16 protein-coding genes are annotated in these 15,145 nt (G+C 64.2%); 3 read left to right on the top strand and 13 right to left on the bottom strand.

The genetic code is table 11. The features are described from left to right. Positions 1-50: 50 nt before the first annotated feature. The 10 genes from KVO92_RS13740 to KVO92_RS13695 all read right to left on the bottom strand — a co-directional run bounded on the left by KVO92_RS13740 (position 51) and on the right by KVO92_RS13695 (position 9,466). Complete coding sequence (locus KVO92_RS13740) at positions 51-335, bottom strand: DUF493 domain-containing protein (protein ID WP_217476181.1); 285 nt, start codon at positions 333-335, stop codon at positions 51-53. A 58-nt stretch (positions 336-393) separates the two neighbouring features. Beyond that, entirely contained in the window at positions 394-1,551 is a 1,158-nt protein-coding gene (locus KVO92_RS13735) for a D-alanyl-D-alanine carboxypeptidase family protein (RefSeq protein WP_217476180.1), read from the bottom strand. A gap of 77 nt (positions 1,552-1,628) precedes the next feature. Further along, on the bottom strand, positions 1,629-2,618 hold the full coding sequence (locus KVO92_RS13730) for a septal ring lytic transglycosylase RlpA family protein (RefSeq protein ID WP_217476179.1): 990 nt from the start codon (positions 2,616-2,618) through the stop codon (positions 1,629-1,631). Further along, positions 2,615-3,598 (bottom strand): lytic murein transglycosylase B, encoded by a 984-nt coding sequence (mltB, locus tag KVO92_RS13725; RefSeq protein ID WP_217477258.1) that lies wholly within the window; start codon positions 3,596-3,598, stop codon positions 2,615-2,617. Before mltB ends, KVO92_RS13730 begins: the two co-directional genes overlap by 4 nt. A gap of 47 nt (positions 3,599-3,645) precedes the next feature. Then, entirely contained in the window at positions 3,646-4,791 is a 1,146-nt protein-coding gene (rodA, locus tag KVO92_RS13720) for a rod shape-determining protein RodA (protein ID WP_272876509.1), read from the bottom strand. After that, the gene (mrdA, locus tag KVO92_RS13715; RefSeq protein ID WP_217476178.1) at positions 4,788-6,677 is read right to left on the bottom strand and encodes a penicillin-binding protein 2; all 1,890 of its coding nucleotides are present in this window, start codon (positions 6,675-6,677) and stop codon (positions 4,788-4,790) included. Before mrdA ends, rodA begins: the two co-directional genes overlap by 4 nt. A 16-nt stretch (positions 6,678-6,693) precedes the next feature. After that, the gene (rlmH, locus tag KVO92_RS13710; protein WP_217476177.1) at positions 6,694-7,161 is read right to left on the bottom strand and encodes a 23S rRNA (pseudouridine(1915)-N(3))-methyltransferase RlmH; all 468 of its coding nucleotides are present in this window, start codon (positions 7,159-7,161) and stop codon (positions 6,694-6,696) included. A gap of 6 nt (positions 7,162-7,167) precedes the next feature. Beyond that, entirely contained in the window at positions 7,168-7,527 is a 360-nt protein-coding gene (rsfS, locus tag KVO92_RS13705) for a ribosome silencing factor (RefSeq protein ID WP_217476176.1), read from the bottom strand. 14 nt (positions 7,528-7,541) lie between these two features. Next, positions 7,542-8,201 carry a nicotinate-nucleotide adenylyltransferase gene (gene nadD, locus KVO92_RS13700; protein WP_217476175.1) on the bottom strand — a complete coding sequence of 220 codons (660 nt, stop codon included), beginning with the start codon at positions 8,199-8,201 and terminating at the stop codon, positions 7,542-7,544. Further along, complete coding sequence (locus tag KVO92_RS13695) at positions 8,201-9,466, bottom strand: glutamate-5-semialdehyde dehydrogenase (protein WP_217477256.1); 1,266 nt, start codon at positions 9,464-9,466, stop codon at positions 8,201-8,203. Before KVO92_RS13695 ends, nadD begins: the two co-directional genes overlap by 1 nt. Before the next feature lie 256 nt (positions 9,467-9,722). On the opposite strand from KVO92_RS13695, the gene KVO92_RS13690 reads away from it, so the two are divergent. Then, positions 9,723-11,042, top strand: a complete 1,320-nt coding sequence (locus KVO92_RS13690; protein ID WP_217476174.1) for a bifunctional DedA family/phosphatase PAP2 family protein — start codon at positions 9,723-9,725, stop codon at positions 11,040-11,042. 13 nt (positions 11,043-11,055) lie between these two features. Here KVO92_RS13690 and KVO92_RS13685 read toward each other — a convergent pair whose 3' ends face one another. The 3 genes from KVO92_RS13685 to KVO92_RS13675 are packed head-to-tail and all read right to left on the bottom strand — an operon-like array spanning position 11,056 to position 12,734. Continuing rightward, positions 11,056-11,646 carry an LON peptidase substrate-binding domain-containing protein gene (locus tag KVO92_RS13685; RefSeq protein WP_217476173.1) on the bottom strand — a complete coding sequence of 197 codons (591 nt, stop codon included), beginning with the start codon at positions 11,644-11,646 and terminating at the stop codon, positions 11,056-11,058. 9 nt (positions 11,647-11,655) lie between these two features. Continuing rightward, positions 11,656-12,375, bottom strand: coding sequence for an LrgB family protein (locus tag KVO92_RS13680; protein ID WP_217476172.1), 720 nt, complete (start codon positions 12,373-12,375; stop codon positions 11,656-11,658). Continuing rightward, positions 12,372-12,734 (bottom strand): CidA/LrgA family protein, encoded by a 363-nt coding sequence (locus KVO92_RS13675; RefSeq protein WP_217476171.1) that lies wholly within the window; start codon positions 12,732-12,734, stop codon positions 12,372-12,374. The genes KVO92_RS13680 and KVO92_RS13675 overlap by 4 nt, the downstream gene beginning before the upstream one ends. A gap of 183 nt (positions 12,735-12,917) precedes the next feature. On the opposite strand from KVO92_RS13675, the gene KVO92_RS13670 reads away from it, so the two are divergent. Both KVO92_RS13670 and KVO92_RS13665 read left to right on the top strand, forming a co-directional pair. Beyond that, on the top strand, positions 12,918-13,373 hold the full coding sequence (locus KVO92_RS13670) for a MaoC family dehydratase (RefSeq protein WP_217476170.1): 456 nt from the start codon (positions 12,918-12,920) through the stop codon (positions 13,371-13,373). 75 nt (positions 13,374-13,448) lie between these two features. Beyond that, the gene (locus KVO92_RS13665; protein WP_217476169.1) at positions 13,449-15,125 is read left to right on the top strand and encodes a C13 family peptidase; all 1,677 of its coding nucleotides are present in this window, start codon (positions 13,449-13,451) and stop codon (positions 15,123-15,125) included. Positions 15,126-15,145: the final 20 nt, after the last annotated feature.

The raw sequence follows: 15,145 nt of genomic DNA, 5'->3' as shown, positions 1-15,145 counted from the left end.
GCCTTCGGGCTGGAGGTGTACACCGCGAACGCGGTACGGGCGACCAGGCATCAGAGCACCATGTGCACACGTCCGGTCGCGCGAAGGTCGACATGGATCGCCTGCAGCTGCTCGACGCTGGTGGCGGTGATCAGCACCTGAACGGACAGGAAGCGCCCGTTGCGGCTGTCACGAACCACCATGGTGGTTTCGTCGAACTCCGGCGCATGCCGCCGAATGACGTCGACGACCGTCTCGCTGAAATCCTCGCCGGCATCGCCGATCACCTTGATCGGGTAACGCTCGCAGGGAAATTCGATCTTGGGTGGCGTTGCATCAGTTTTAGTGTCAGTCATGGGTAACGGACTCGTGATCCGCAAGCACACCCGGTGGAGGACCGGGTGTGCTCAAGCATCAGTTGAAGAGATTGAAGAAGAACAGCTGGATGCTATCCCAGAGCCGGCTGAACAGCCCACCCTCTTCCACGGCCTCGAGGGCGATCAGGTCGGTGCTCTGCAAGACTTGACCATCGAGCGTGACGTCGACGCGACCGATCACGTCGCCCTGCTGGATCGGGGCCGTGAGTTCGGGATTGAAGGTCAGGCCGGCCTGCAGCTTGTCCAGCTGTCCACGTGGCAGGGTCAGGGTCAGGTCGTCCTGCAGACCAGCGCTGATCTGGTCCTGCTGGCCCTTCCAGACCCGCGACTTGGCCAGCTCGACACCCTTCTGATAGAAGGTCTTGGTTTCGAAGAAACGGAAACCGTAGGTCAGCAGCTTCTGCGTCTCGGCCGCACGGGCCTGCTCACTGTTGGTGCCGAAGACCACGCTGATCAGGCGCATGCCGTCACGCACCGCGGAGGCGACCAGGCAGTAGCCCGCTTCCTCGGTATGACCGGTCTTGAGCCCGTCGACGGTCTTATCCCGCCACAGCAGCAGGTTGCGGTTGGGCTGCTTGATGTTGTTCCAGAAGAATTCCTTCTGCGCGTAGATGCTGTAGTGCGCCGCATCCTCGTGGATGATCGCGCGGGCCAGCTTGGCCATGTCGGCGGCCGAAGAGTAATGCTCCGGATGCGGCAGGCCGGTGGCATTCATGAAGTGCGAGTTGCTCATCCCCAGCCGCTGGGCCGTGCTGTTCATCAGGTCAGCAAAGGCCTCCTCGCTGCCGGCGATGTGCTCGGCCATGGCGACGCTGGCGTCGTTGCCTGACTGGATGATGATGCCGTGCAGCAGATCGTCGACCGAGACCTGCGTGTTGACCTGGATGAACATCCGCGAGCCACCGGTACGCCAGGCCTTCTCGCTGACGGTCACCATGTCGCTTTCAGAGATCTGGCCCTTCTTGATTTCCAGCGTGGCGATATAAGCGGTCATCAGCTTCGTCAGGCTGGCCGGCGGCAGTCGCTCGTCTCCAGCGTTCTCGACCAGCACCTTGCCACTGGCCGCGTCCATCAGAACGTAGGATTTCGCCGCCAGCTGCGGCGGTGAGGGAATGACCGGCTCGGCCCAGGCTACCGGCGCGACGACCAGTGCGATGAGGAGGAACAGTCGATGCACGAAGGTGGTGATAGTCATTGCTCTCTCAGAAGATTGATGTGCCAAAGGGTTGTTGATGAAGCGCCGCATAGGTCTAGTCGAGCACCGGAAAGGGATCAATCACCCCGTACTCGTCTGGGGTCTCCCAAATTGGCGAGACGAACACTCTGCTCGAGCTGCGCGGCCTCGTCCGCGGAGTGGATCGGCCCCAGGCGCACCCGATGCAGAATCTGCTCCTGATGCACCACGGAACTGACGAACACTGGCGCGGCAGTCATGCTGCTGAGCTTGTCACGCAGCAGCTGGGCCGCGTCCGGGTTGGCGAATGCACCGACCTGGAGAAACACGCCCGACTTGCCAGCCGGCGCCTGGTCGCCGTTGTCGACCTGCACCGGCAAGGTGGCGCCAGCGTGTTGCGCCGGCGGTGGCGTGTACTGCTCGACGGGCTGCGCCAGCGACGGGGCGGCCGCCTTGCTGCCGGCCGTTGGAGCTTGCGCAAGGACCATGGGCACCGGCTTTCCGCGTTCGGCCCACCACTGCTCGGGATCGATGCCTTCAACCTTGACCCGCGCCGTACCGACTTCGGCATAACCGAGCTTTTTCGCCGCGGCGAAAGACAGGTCGATGATCCGGTCCGAGTAGAAGGGGCCGCGATCGTTGACCCGCAGCACCACGGTCTTGCCGTTGTCGAGATTGGTCACTCGAACGTAGCTGGGCAAAGGCAGCGTCTTGTGCGCAGCGCTCATGCCATACAGGTCGTACTTCTCGCCGTTGGCCGTGGGCTGGCCATGGAACTTGGTGCCGTACCAGGACGCCGTCCCGGTCTCGCGATAATGACGGCCGTCGCCGATCGGGTAGTAGGTCTTGCCGAGCACCGTGTAGGGGTTGGCCTTGAACGGGCCGTTATGTGGCATCGGCGTGGCATCCGGGATGCGCGAGACATCGACATCCCACCAGGGCGCGCCGTCCTTGTGCGGGCGCGCATAGTCGCGCGGATCGCCCACCTCGGCACTCGCTGCCGGCCCCGACGAGCGCGGTGTCGGCGACGAGGAGCAACCAGCCAGGACCACAGCGGCAAGGGCCGCCGCCAGCAAACGAACGGTCATTGCTCACCTCGCGCGCGGGCCAGTCGCTCAGCAAGTTGGTGCACCGCCATGGCGTACATCACGCTCCGGTTGTAGCGCGTGATGACATAGAAATTCGGCAGGCCGACCCAGTACTCGTCACCGTCTGCGCCATCCAGGCGAAAGGCGGTCACGGCGGTGTCATCGGCGATCTGTTCGTCGGTCTGCCAGTGCCAGCCCAGCTGACGCAACTCGGCCGCGCTCAGGACCGGCTCGAGGCCCTCGGTCAGGCCTTCGCTGTGCCGCTCGCCCTCGACGGTGGCGCGAGCCACCACCGGCTCGCCGGCCAACCAACCGTGCTGTTTGAAGTAGTTGGCGGCACTGCCGATGGCGTCGACGGGATTCTTCCAGATGTCGATATGGCCATCGTCGTCAAAGTCCACGGCATAAGCACGGAAGCTGCTCGGCATGAATTGCGGCAGACCCATCGCGCCGGCATAGGACCCGGTCAAGGTAAGCGGATCGACCTGCTCTTCACGCGCGAGCAACAGAAACTCCTTGAGCTGCTGGCGGAAGAAGGGTTCGCGCGGCGGATAATCGAAACCCAATGTCGACAGCGCATCGATGACGCGGTAATTGCCGGTATTGCGTCCGTAGAAGGTTTCGACGCCGATGATGGCGACGATGATCTCCGCCGGCACGCCATAAACCTGCTCGGCCCGCGTCAGCGCCGCTTCGTTTTCCCGCCAGAAGTCGACCCCCTGCGCGATACGTGAATCGGTGATGAAGATCGGCCGGTATTCTTTCCAGGGCTTCACGCGCTCGGCCGGTCGCGAGATCGCATCGAGAATCGCCTGCTTGCGCTCGGCCTGGGCCAGCATCTCCACCAACTGTTCACTGGCGAATCCGTAATCCTGGGTCATTTCACGAACGAACTCGGCAACCTTTTCGCCTTCATAGTCCGCCGCGACCGCCACGCAGGCGCCGCCGAACCCACCGAACAAACCCGCCCCGCAGAGCACCCGTGCCAACCAGCCACGCCGTAATGGATTCAAGAAATTCACTCTATTCAAACCTGTGCGATCCACTTGCGATGGGTGTGGATCGACATCAAAACCCCGAACCCTGATAGCAGGGTCACCAATGAAGTGCCACCGAAACTGATAAAGGGTAACGGCACGCCTACGACTGGAAGCAGCCCGCTGACCATACCGATGTTGATGAATACATAAATGAAGAACGTCATCGTCAGCGCGCCGGCGAGCAGCTTGCCGAACAGCGTCTGCGCCTGGGCGGTGATGACCAGCCCGCGCGCGATCAGCAACGAGTACACCAGCAGCAGCAAGCAGACACCGACCAGGCCGAACTCTTCCGCGAGGACCGCAATGATAAAGTCCGTATGGCTTTCCGGCAAAAAATCCAGGTGCGACTGGGTGCCCATCAGCCAGCCCTTGCCGAACACGCCGCCGGAACCAATCGCCGCCTTGGACTGGATGATGTTCCAGCCGGTCCCCAGCGGATCGCTCTCGGGATCGAGAAAGGTATGCACACGCTGCTTCTGGTAGTTGTGCAGGACGAAGTACCACATGCCCACGGCAACGGGGACCAGGGCTGCAACCGCACCGAGTATCCAGCGCCAGCGCAGCCCGGCCATGAACAGCACGAAGGCGCCGGAGACCAGTACCAGCATCGAGGTGCCCAGGTCCGGCTGTTTGAGAATCAATACGAAGGGCGTCAGGATGAGCCCCAGGCTGACCAGCGTATGTTTGAGTCCGGGTGGCAGCGCCCTGGCCGACAGGTACCAGGCAATGGTCATCGGCATGATGATCTTCATGAATTCCGACGGCTGAAAGCGAATCACCCCCGGAATACTGATCCAGCGCGTCGCGCCCATCGCGGTGTAACCCACGAAATCCACCGCCACCAATAGCGCCACGACCAGCAGATACCCCAGAGGCACCCAGCGCGCCATGAATCGCGGCTCCAGCTGGGCGATCACCAGCATCGCGCCGAGGCCGATCCCGTAGGACGCCGCCTGCTTGAGCAGCAGGTCCCAGTTCCGGCCACCGGCCGAATAGAGCACGAACAAGCTGCCGGCAGCCAGCACCAACAACAGCAACAACAGCACCCCATCGATGTGCATGCGTTGCAGCAGGGTGGCCCGCCGACGCATCACGTCGGTGGTCGACAGGGTACGATCAAATGTCCCGCTCATGGCTTTGCCACCTCGGCGGTCGGCGGTTTCGCATATTCGGCCTTCAATTCACCGTTTTCATCGAGCAACCAGGCGTCCATGACCTGCTTGGCCACCGGTGCCGCGACCCCGGAACCGGACTCACCATTTTCGACCATGACCGCCACTGCGATCTGCGGATTGTCGACGGGGGCAAAGGCCACGAACAGCGCGTGGTCACGATGACGCTCGGCCAGTTTGCCGCTGTTGTAGCGCTCGCCCTGCTTGATCGCCACCACCTGGGCGGTACCGCTCTTGCCAGCGCCCCGGTATTTCATGGTGTCGCCGACTTTTTTTGCCGTGCCGCGCGCGCCGTGCAGCACCTGTTCCATCCCATTGATCGCTGCCTTCCAGTAGCGCGGATCGCGTAACTGGATGTCGGGCATCGGCTCCGGATCGACCGGCGCCTGACCTTCGAGGCTTTTCGCCAGATGCGGGCGGATCCACTTGCCATGGGTCGCCATCAACGCCGTGGCCTGCGCCAGCTGCAAAGGCGTGGCCTGCATATAGCCCTGGCCGATGCCGAGGATGACCGTCTCGCCTGGATACCAGGCCTGGCGATAGCGCGCTCGCTTCCAATCCCGCGACGGCATCAGGCCGGCTGTCTCCTCGAACATATCGAGCGACACGCGTTGGCCGATGCCGAAGCGAGTCATGTAGTCGTACATGCGGTCGATGCCCATCTTGTGGGCCAGCTCGTAAAAATAAGTGTCGTTGGAGCGCATGATGGCGGTTTCCAGATTTACCCAGCCATCGCCCCCTCGGTTCCAGTTGCGGTACTTGTGCTTGACGTTCGGCAGCTGGAAAAAGCCAGGGTCGAACACTCGGGTGTCCTCGGTGACCACACCGGTATCCAGACCGGCCACCGCCATCATTGGCTTGATCGTCGAGCCGGGCGGATACAGGCCGCGCAACACGCGGTTGAACAGCGGCCGGTCGATCGAATCGCGCAGCGCGCCGTAGTCCTTGAAACTGATACCGGTGACGAACAGATTGGGGTCGAAGCTCGGCTGGCTGACCATCGCCAGCACCTCGCCGGTGGCCGGCTGCAGCGCCACGACCGCGCCCCTGCGCCCCGCCAGTGCAGCCTCCGCCGCCTTCTGCAGCTCCAGATCCAGGGTCAGGGTAATGTCCTTGCCAGGAATCGGATCGGTGCGTTTCAGCACCCGCAGCACCCGCCCACGGGCGTTGGTCTCGACTTCCTCGTACCCTACCTGGCCGTGCAGAGCGTCTTCGTAGAAGCGTTCGATGCCGGTCTTGCCGATGTGGTGCGTGCCGCTGTAGTTGACCGGATCGAGCTGCTTGACCTCCGCCTCGTTGATGCGCCCGACGTAGCCGACCGAATGCGCGAAGTGCTCGCCCTGCGGATAATGCCGGACCAACTGTGCCGCGACCTCGATCCCAGGCAGACGGAACTGGTCGACGGCGATGCGGGCGATCTGCTCCTCGGACAGCTCGTACATGATGGGCACCGGCTCGAACGGCCGTCGCCCTTGCAGCACGCGCTTCTCGAACAGCTCGCGCTCTTCACTCGACAGTCCCAGCACCTCGACCACGGTATCGAGCGTCTGGCGCCAATCCTCGGCACGCTCACGGGTAACCGTCAGGCTGAAGCTCGGACGGTTGTCCGCAATGATCTTGCCGGTTCTGTCGAAGATCAGCCCACGATTGGGCGGAATCGGCTGGACATGGACCCGGTTGTTCTCCGAGAGCGTGGAGTGGTACTGGTACTGGATGACCTGCAGGTAATACAAACGCGCAATCAACACCCCGATCAGCAGCGCCACTATCACGCCGCCCACGAGCACCCGCTGACGCACCAGACGGGCGTCTTTTTCGTGATCTTTGAGGGGAATGGGCTGTGACATCTTGGGTTTGGCTGGACTACTTGTGGTAGGGGTGGCCCGAAAGCAACGACCAGGCGCGATAGATCTGCTCGCCGATGAGGATGCGCACCAGCGGATGCGGCAAGGTCAAGGGTGACAACGACCAACGCTGCTCACTGCGCGCGCAGACCTCGGGCGCCAACCCTTCCGGCCCCCCGACCATCAGGTTGACGTTACGCGCATCGAGGCGCCAGCGCTCCAGCTCGGCAGCCAGTTGTTCGGTGCTCCAGAGGCGCCCGGTCACCTCCAGGGTGACGATGCGCTCGCCCGGCTGCACCTTGGCCAGCATGGCCTCGCCTTCCTGGCGTATCAGCCGCGCCACATCGGCGTTCTTGCCGCGGGTGTTGAGCGGTATCTCGTGCAGCTCCAGCGGTAGCTCGGACGGCAGACGCTTGGCATATTCGTGCCAGCCGTCCTCGACCCAGCGCGGCATCTTCGAACCCACCGCCACCAGCTTGATCCGCACGGGTATTTATTCCGGCTCGCCGGCGTGCTGCGCGCGGCTCTGCTCCGCACCCTGCCAGAGACGCTCGAGGTCATAGAACTGGCGAGTCGGCACCTGCATGACATGCACCACCACATCGCCCAAATCGAGCAGCGCCCACTCGCCGCCGTCCAGGCCTTCGCTGCCCAGCGGCCGCACGCCCTGCTCCTTGACCTTTTCCAGCACGTTGTCGGCCAGCGACTTGACGTGGCGGCTGGACGTACCGCTGGCGATCACCATGAAATCGGTGACGCTGGTCTTGCCGCGCACATCGATGGTGGTGATGTCGGCCCCTTTCAGGTCTTCCAGGGCGCTGACGGCCAGCTGGACCAAAGCTTCATTCTGCATAACGTGAAACAACCTCAGTTCGACGCCCGGTAAAGTCCGTGCGCGTTGATATAAGCCAGTACGGCGTCGGGTACCAGAAAACGGACCGACCGGCCGCTGGCCAGAAATTGACGAATTCGTGTCGCCGACACCTCGAGCGGCGCCTGCCAGACGAAAGCGATTTGTCCCCCGCGGCCGGCAAGCGCCAGCGGGTCGTTGACGCTGCGCGCCGCCAGCAGATTGCGCAACGCTTCCGGCGCTTCGCTATCGGCATCCGGCCGTTGCAGGACCAGGATGTGGCTGTGATCGAGCAGTTCTTCCCAGCGATACCAGGTGGGCAGTCCGCAAAAAGCGTCCCAGCCGACGATGAGGAAGATCTGATCGTTGTGGTCCAGCTCTTCACGCAACGACACCAGCGTGTCGAGTGTGTACGACGGTCTGTCGCGCTCCAGTTCGCGCGCATCCACCCCGAGCAATGGCAGGTCCTGCACAGCCAACCGAACCATGGCCAGACGATCCTGAGCGGAGCTGTTCGGCGCCTCGCGATGAGGCGGGCGGAAATTGGGAACCAGCCGGACTTCGTCGAGGCCGAGCGTCTCGGCCACCTCCAGCGCCCCACGCAGGTGCCCGATGTGCACCGGATCGAAGGTACCGCCGAGAACGCCGATGCGCCGTGGCCGTTGCTTAACGGCCATCAAGTACGCACATGGCCATCACCGAAGACGACATATTTCTCGCTGGTCAGCCCTTCCAGGCCTACGGGCCCGCGCGCGTGCAGCTTATCGGTGGAGATGCCGATCTCGGCGCCCAGACCATACTCGAAACCGTCGGCAAAGCGCGTGGAGGCGTTGACCATCACCGACGCCGAGTCGACTTCGGTGAGGAAGCGGCGCGCATCGGTGAAGTTTTCCGTGATGATGGCGTCGGTGTGCTGCGAGCCGTAGTGATTGATGTGCTCGATGGCCTGGTCGAGGGAATCGACCACCCGGATCGACAGGATCGGCGCGTTGTACTCGGTCGACCAATCCTCTTCGCTGGCGGCATGCACGGCTTCGCCGAGCAGCGCGCAGGTGCGCGGGCAGCCGCGCAGCTCGACGCCTTTCTCACGGTAGATAGCGGCCAGCGGCGGCAATACGCGCTCGGCGATGGCCGCATGCACCAGCAAGGTTTCCATGGTGTTGCACGGCGCGTAACGCTGGGTCTTGGCGTTGTCGGCCACACGAATGGCCTTGTCGATGTCGGCGGCCTGGTCGATGTAGACGTGGCAGATGCCGTCCAGATGCTTGATCACCGGCACCTTGGCATCGCGGCTGATGCGTTCGATCAGGCCCTTGCCGCCACGCGGCACGATGACATCCACGTAGTCCGGCATGGTGATCAGCGCGCCGACAGCGGCACGATCGGTGGTCTCGACCACTTGAACCGCCGCAGCTGGCAACTCGGCTTCGGCCAACCCCAGCTGGATGCAACGGGCAATCGCCTGATTCGAATGAATCGCTTCGGAGCCACCGCGCAGGATGGTGGCATTGCCCGACTTCAGGCACAGGCTGGCAGCATCGATGGTCACGTTCGGCCGTGATTCGTAAATGATGCCGACCACGCCCAGCGGCACACGCATCTTGCCCACCTGGATGCCGGAGGGCAGATAGCGCATGTCGCGGATCTCACCAATCGGATCGGGCAGGGTCGCGACCTGGCGCAGCCCTTCGATCATGTCGTCGATACGCGCGGGTGTCAGTGCCAGCCGGTCGAGCATGGCCTCGTCCAGGCCATTGGCACGCCCAGCGGCAAGGTCACGCTGATTGGCACTGACCAGTTCCTCGCGGGCGGCGTCGAGCGCGGCCGCAGCGGCATGCAAGGCACGGTTCTTCTGCGCGGTGGTGGCACGCGCAAGCACGCGCGACGCCTCGCGCGCGGCGCGACCGAGGCGGGTCATGTAATCGAGTACGGACTCGGTCATGGTCTGGCTGGCCTGACTGGAGAGAAAGCGGCTGATTATAGCCACCCATGCGCCCGGCGCACAGCGGCGTCGGGCGAATGGCTGAAAAGGCCGATGCGCCATGGCTGGGATCAATCGGACGCGGCGCACCGCCGGCGGCTACGCACCGCGAGCCAAAGCCGTCGCGGCCGGCCGCGGCATTGGCAGTATCATGGCCGGCACTTGAAACCGGAGCGCCAGCTGCCGGGTCGAAACCCTCTCGACTCGAGGAAACCCCATGTTCGAATGGCTCACCACACTTACCGGCTGGCTCGCCGACAATCCGCAATGGCTGGGCGTGAGCCTGTTTCTGGTGGCCTGTCTGGAGTGCCTCGCCGTGGTGGGCCTGCTGATGCCCGGCACCGTTCTCATCTTCGGTATCGCGGTGCTGGCCGGCAGTGGCGTGCTGAGCCTCGGCGAGACCCTGCTGCTGGGTTATGCCGGCGGCCTCTTGGGCGACCTGCTGTCCTACGGACTTGGGCGCCGTTATCACCAGAGCATTCGTAATATGCGGGGCCTGCGCGATAACCCGCAGTGGCTGTCCCGCGCTGAGCTGTATTTCGATCGTTATGGCATCGCCAGCCTGCTGGTGGGGCGCTTCATTGGCCCACTGCGGCCAATGCTCCCGCTCACCGCTGGCATGCTCGACATGCCGTTCGGACGCTTTCTGCTGGTCAGCCTGGTGGCTGCTGCCGGCTGGGCCATGGCTTATCTGTTGCCAGGCTGGACGGCCGGCGCGGCGGTACGGCTGCCGCTGCCCGAAGGCTTCTGGCCTGAGGCAGGTCTCGTGATCGCAGTACTGCTGCTGCTCATCGGCGGCGTGGTGCACTGCAGCCTGCACCAGATGCGCTGGGTCACGCCGTATGCAACAGGCCTGAGCGCCGCCGCCTTGATCGGCCTGTTCTTCGGCTGGCCCTATCTGGTGGAATTCGACCAGGGCTTGATGGCGGTCGTGCAAGGCGAGCGCAGCTCGGGCTTCGATCGTTTCATGGTGGTGGTCACCCGTGCCGGCGACTTCCGTACCCAGCTGTGGGCCGCGGTGTTACTGAGCCTGTTGCTGATCGGCGTGCGGCAATGGCGCGCTGCCGCATTCGCCATTCTGACGCTGCTGGGCACGGCGCTGGCCAATGGTGCGTTGAAAGCGACCTTCGGCCGGGTGCGCCCGGAAGTCCTGGTCGAACCGCTGCACAGCTTCAGCTTCCCCAGTGGCCACAGCTCGGCGGCCTTCGCCTTTTTCCTGACCCTGGGCGTGCTGGCCGGACGCGGGCAACCGCCGCGCTTGCGCCTGGCCTGGGTGTTGCTGGCAGCCCTGCCGGCGACCGCCATCGCGCTGTCTCGGGTTTACCTGGGCGTGCACTGGCCGACCGACGTGATCGGCGGCGCAATGCTCGCCGCCACCCTGTGCGCCGCCAGCCTGACGCTGGTGCAATGGAAAGCCCCCATGGGCGCGCTTTCACCGAAAGTGTGGTGGCTGATTCTGCCATCCGTGCTGGGCCTGATCGGTGCGTTCGTCGTCTGGGCGCTGCCCGGCGCCATGCTGCTGTATCGCTACCAATGAGCCAACAGGCGCACTATTGCACGGCTTCGCCTTGCAGCTGCTCGAGCCAGCCCTGGATACGCTGTAGCCGCGACGGCGAATCGTTCAGCTGGAGCAATTCGAGCTTCTGTGCCGGCTGGAACGGCAACAGATAGCCCAACTGGTAGCCCAAGGCGCGCTGACCCTGCACCGGCCCGCCCATCCCCAGGGTTTCTACCAATGGGTGCTGACCCAGCGCCTCGAGCAGGACCGCCAGGTCGGCGTGCTCGTCACCCAGCGGCGACTCGTCCTCCTCGTCGCGCCAATCGACCTCGGCGACGATCAACTGGTCGCGCTGCACCTGAGCCGTCAGCACATCGAAACGGCGACCGCCCTCTACCCGTATACCGAGCAGGCCGTTGGACTGCTGCTGCCAGTCACGGATCAACGCCTCGCAGCCGGTCAGGGCATATTCACTGGCCGCCAGCCCGACTTCGCTGCCCTTGATGAGGCCGACCACGCCGAAGCCATGACCGGCCTTCAGACATCCGCTGATCATGTCCAGATAACGCGCCTCGAAGAGTTGCAGATCGAGCGTACATCCGGGAAACAGTACGGTATCGAGCGGAAACAACGGCAGCTTCATAGCCACTCCTCAGGACAACAGCAACACCGCCAGCGGCAGCAGCACGGCGGTCATCACACCCATCAAGCTCATCGCCAGCGCGGCGAAGGCACCACACTCCTCGCTTTCCTGCAGCGCCTGCGCGGTTCCCACCGCATGGGCGCACAGGCCCAGCGCCATTCCGCGGGCTGCAGGATGCTGAACGCCAAAGCGGCGCAACAGTTCCGGACCGACGATCGCACCGATGATGCCGGTGATCATCACGAACACCGCGGCCAGCGCCACCACCCCACCGATCTGCTCGGCCACCAGCATCGCGATCGGGGACGTCACCGATTTCGGCGCCAGGGTCATCAGAATCACCTGATCGGCGCCAAAGGCCCACGCCAGAGCCATGCCCAGCGCCGTCACACCGGTGCCGGCCAGCAGCAGGGTCAGCATGATCGGACCGAACAGCTCGCGAATCCTGCGCAAATTCAGATACAGCGGGACCGCCAGCGCCACGGTGGCCGGTCCGAGCAGGACGGTAAGCATTTGCGCGCTGGTGCGGTACTGCTGGTACGTCAGGCCGCAGGCGAGCAGGATGCCGACGACCACCAGCATCGACACCAGTACCGGCTGCAGAAATACCCAGCGAGTCCTTTCGTAGGCGGCATAAGCCAGTTGAAAGGCGGCAAGGGTGATCGCTACGCCGAACAAGGGGTGATGGATCACCGCCTCCCAGGCCGCCTGCCATTGCCCACCGATCATGCTCGGCCCGCCCGGCGCTGCTGGCGACGGATCAACGCCTGCATCAGCCAACCGGTGAAAACCAGCGACACCACCAGCGAGAGCACCAGCACGCCGATGATGGCCCAGAAATCCTCGAGAATCGCCTCGGTATAGGCCATCACACCCACCGCCGGCGGCACCAGCAACAGCGGCAGGTAGCGCAACAGGCTGCTGGCCGCCAGTTGCAGGGACTCGCTGGCCTGGCCACGCATCAACAGCGCCACGAACAGCAGCACCAGCCCGATGATCGGCCCCGGCAGCACCGGCAGGATCAACACGTTGAGTGCAGTGCCGAGCAATTGGAACAGCACCAGCCAGGTTAGGCCGCGTAGCAGCATGGACGTCTCCAGAGCGAAAGAGTCGACATTATAAGCCACTCGCCGCTACACGGCGGGCAGCCGCACGGGCCTGGCCTATGGGGCACCATTCGCACAACCATGCGTGCTTGATCCGCCGGCAGGCCCATGCTGATCTAACCCGCAGACACCGCAGCCGAATAACGACAAACATCCGGAGGTAATATGCCGCAGGTACCCGTCGCGGAACTCAAGAACTATATTGGCAAGGCGCTCGGTCACTCCGAGTGGCTCACCGTCGACCAGCAGCGCGTCGACCAGTTCGCTGAATGCACCGGCGACCATCAGTTCATCCATGTCGATCCGGAAAAAGCGGCCCAGACGCCGTTCGGCGGCACCATCGCCCATGGCTACCTGTCCCTGTCGCTGCTGCCCATGTTGATGGAGGACCTGATGGTCCGGCCCGAAGGCACCAAAATGGGGGTCAACTACGGGCTCGACAGCCTGCGCTTCATCCAGCCGGTGAGAGTCGGGTCGCGCGTTCGTGTATCCGCGACACTGCTCGACGCCTACGAGAAGAATCCGGGGCAGTGGCTGCTCAAGGCCCGAGCCGTCATGGAGATCGAAGGCGTCGAAAAACCCGCCTACATCGCCGAGACCCTGGCACTCTGCGTCGTCTGATTCCATGGGGTGCGCCGTTGTCGCACCCCGTCCCGTTTGCGGCATACTGCCGGCATCGCCCCACTGGATAGCCGCATGCGCCGCCTCACCCCGTTTCTGTTCGCCTGCCTGCTGGTCGCCTGCGGCGAGGGCGAGCCCCTGCTACCGGCCGATGCGGTGCTACCCGATGGCGGTCGCTACCGCGGCGAGGTCATCGACGGTCGCCTGCAGGGCCAGGGCCGAATCGACTACCCGAACGGCAGCCATTACCGCGGCGGGTTCAAGGACGGCCAGTGGCATGGCCAGGGCATCTGGCAAGGTGCCAATGGCGACCGCTACGAAGGCGAGTTCAGACAGGGCCTGTTCGACGGCCAGGGGCGTTTCAGCTACGCCACTGGCGGCGTCTACGAGGGCCGGTTCCGCGCCGGCAGTCTCAACGGCAAGGGCCGTTATACCGAGCCGGGCCTGCACTACGAAGGCAACTTCAAAGACGGGCTCTACCACGGCCAGGGCACGCTGCAACACGACGGCACAACCTACCAGGGCGAGTTCACCAACGGCCAGCCCAGTGGCGAGGGCCGCCGCCACGACGCCGACGGTGAATACAGCGGCACCTTCGTCAATGGCCAGTTGAACGGCCCAGGCAGCTATCGGGGCGGTGATGGCGAGCACTACAGCGGGCACTTCGAGAACGACCTGTTCCACGGTCAAGGCCGCTACGAAGACGCCGCCGGCAATGTCTGGAGCGGACACTTCGAGCAGGGCGAGCTGAGCGGACAAGGCGAATATGTCGGCAGCGACGGCACCCGCTATGAGGGCGAACTCACCCGCTGGCAGTACCAGGGCGAAGGGCAACTGCGGCAGCCGGACGGCAGCCTTTACCAAGGGCATTTTCGCGCCGGACGCTTCGACGGCCCGGGCACCCTCACCCTCGCTGACGGCAGCGAACAGCGCGGTACCTGGCGCGCCGGCCGCCTGAGCCATGACGCCGCCGGCAAACAACTACCCGACCCGCTGGAGATCGGCCTGTTGCGCCAGGGGCAGTTGCTTGCCGATGCCCTCGAGGCGGTGCCGGCCTCGACCCCTGCTGCCGAACTCTACAGCCTCACCGTCGCCGGCGACGGACGCCAGAGCGTGTTCCTGCGCGAAGTGGACTACGTCGACGCGCTGCTGGCCGAACGCTTCGCCGCCCGCGGCCAGATCACCCTGGTCAACCATCGCGACCGTCTCGCCGAGCGGCCGCTGGCCACCCGCGAGACGATCGCACGTGCCATCCGCACGCTGGCCGAGCGCAGCGGCAGCGAGGACCTGATCTTCATCTACCTGACCAGCCACGGTTCCGCCGATCACCAGCTGGTACTGGCGCAGCCCCGCCTGGCCCTGGAAGACCTGCCGGCAGCGGACCTGGCGACACTGCTGCAGCCGCTCGCCGAGCGCGACAAGGTGGTGGTGATCTCGGCCTGTTATTCCGGTGGCTTCATCGAGCCGCTGAAGAGCCCCAATACGCTGGTGATCACCGCTGCGCGTGCCGACCGGGTGTCGTTCGGCTGCTCCGAGGAAAGCGACTTCACCTATTTCGGTCGCGCCCTGTTCGCCGAAGCACTGCAGCAAACCCGGGATATCGAGCAAGCGTTCACGCTGGCACAGGCGAGGGTTGCCGAACGGGAGCAAGCCGACCACTATCAGGCTTCGGAGCCGCAGATCTGGGCGCCGCAGCAGGTTGTCGCACACTGGCGGTCGCTGATCGAAGCACAGCAGACGCCCACCGACTGAATCGTCACAGGAAGCCAAAC

Source organism: Stutzerimonas stutzeri (genome assembly GCF_019090095.1).
GTDB classification, from domain to species: Bacteria; Pseudomonadota; Gammaproteobacteria; order Pseudomonadales; family Pseudomonadaceae; genus Stutzerimonas; species Stutzerimonas stutzeri_AN.
This window is presented reverse-complemented; position numbering and strand designations above follow the sequence as displayed.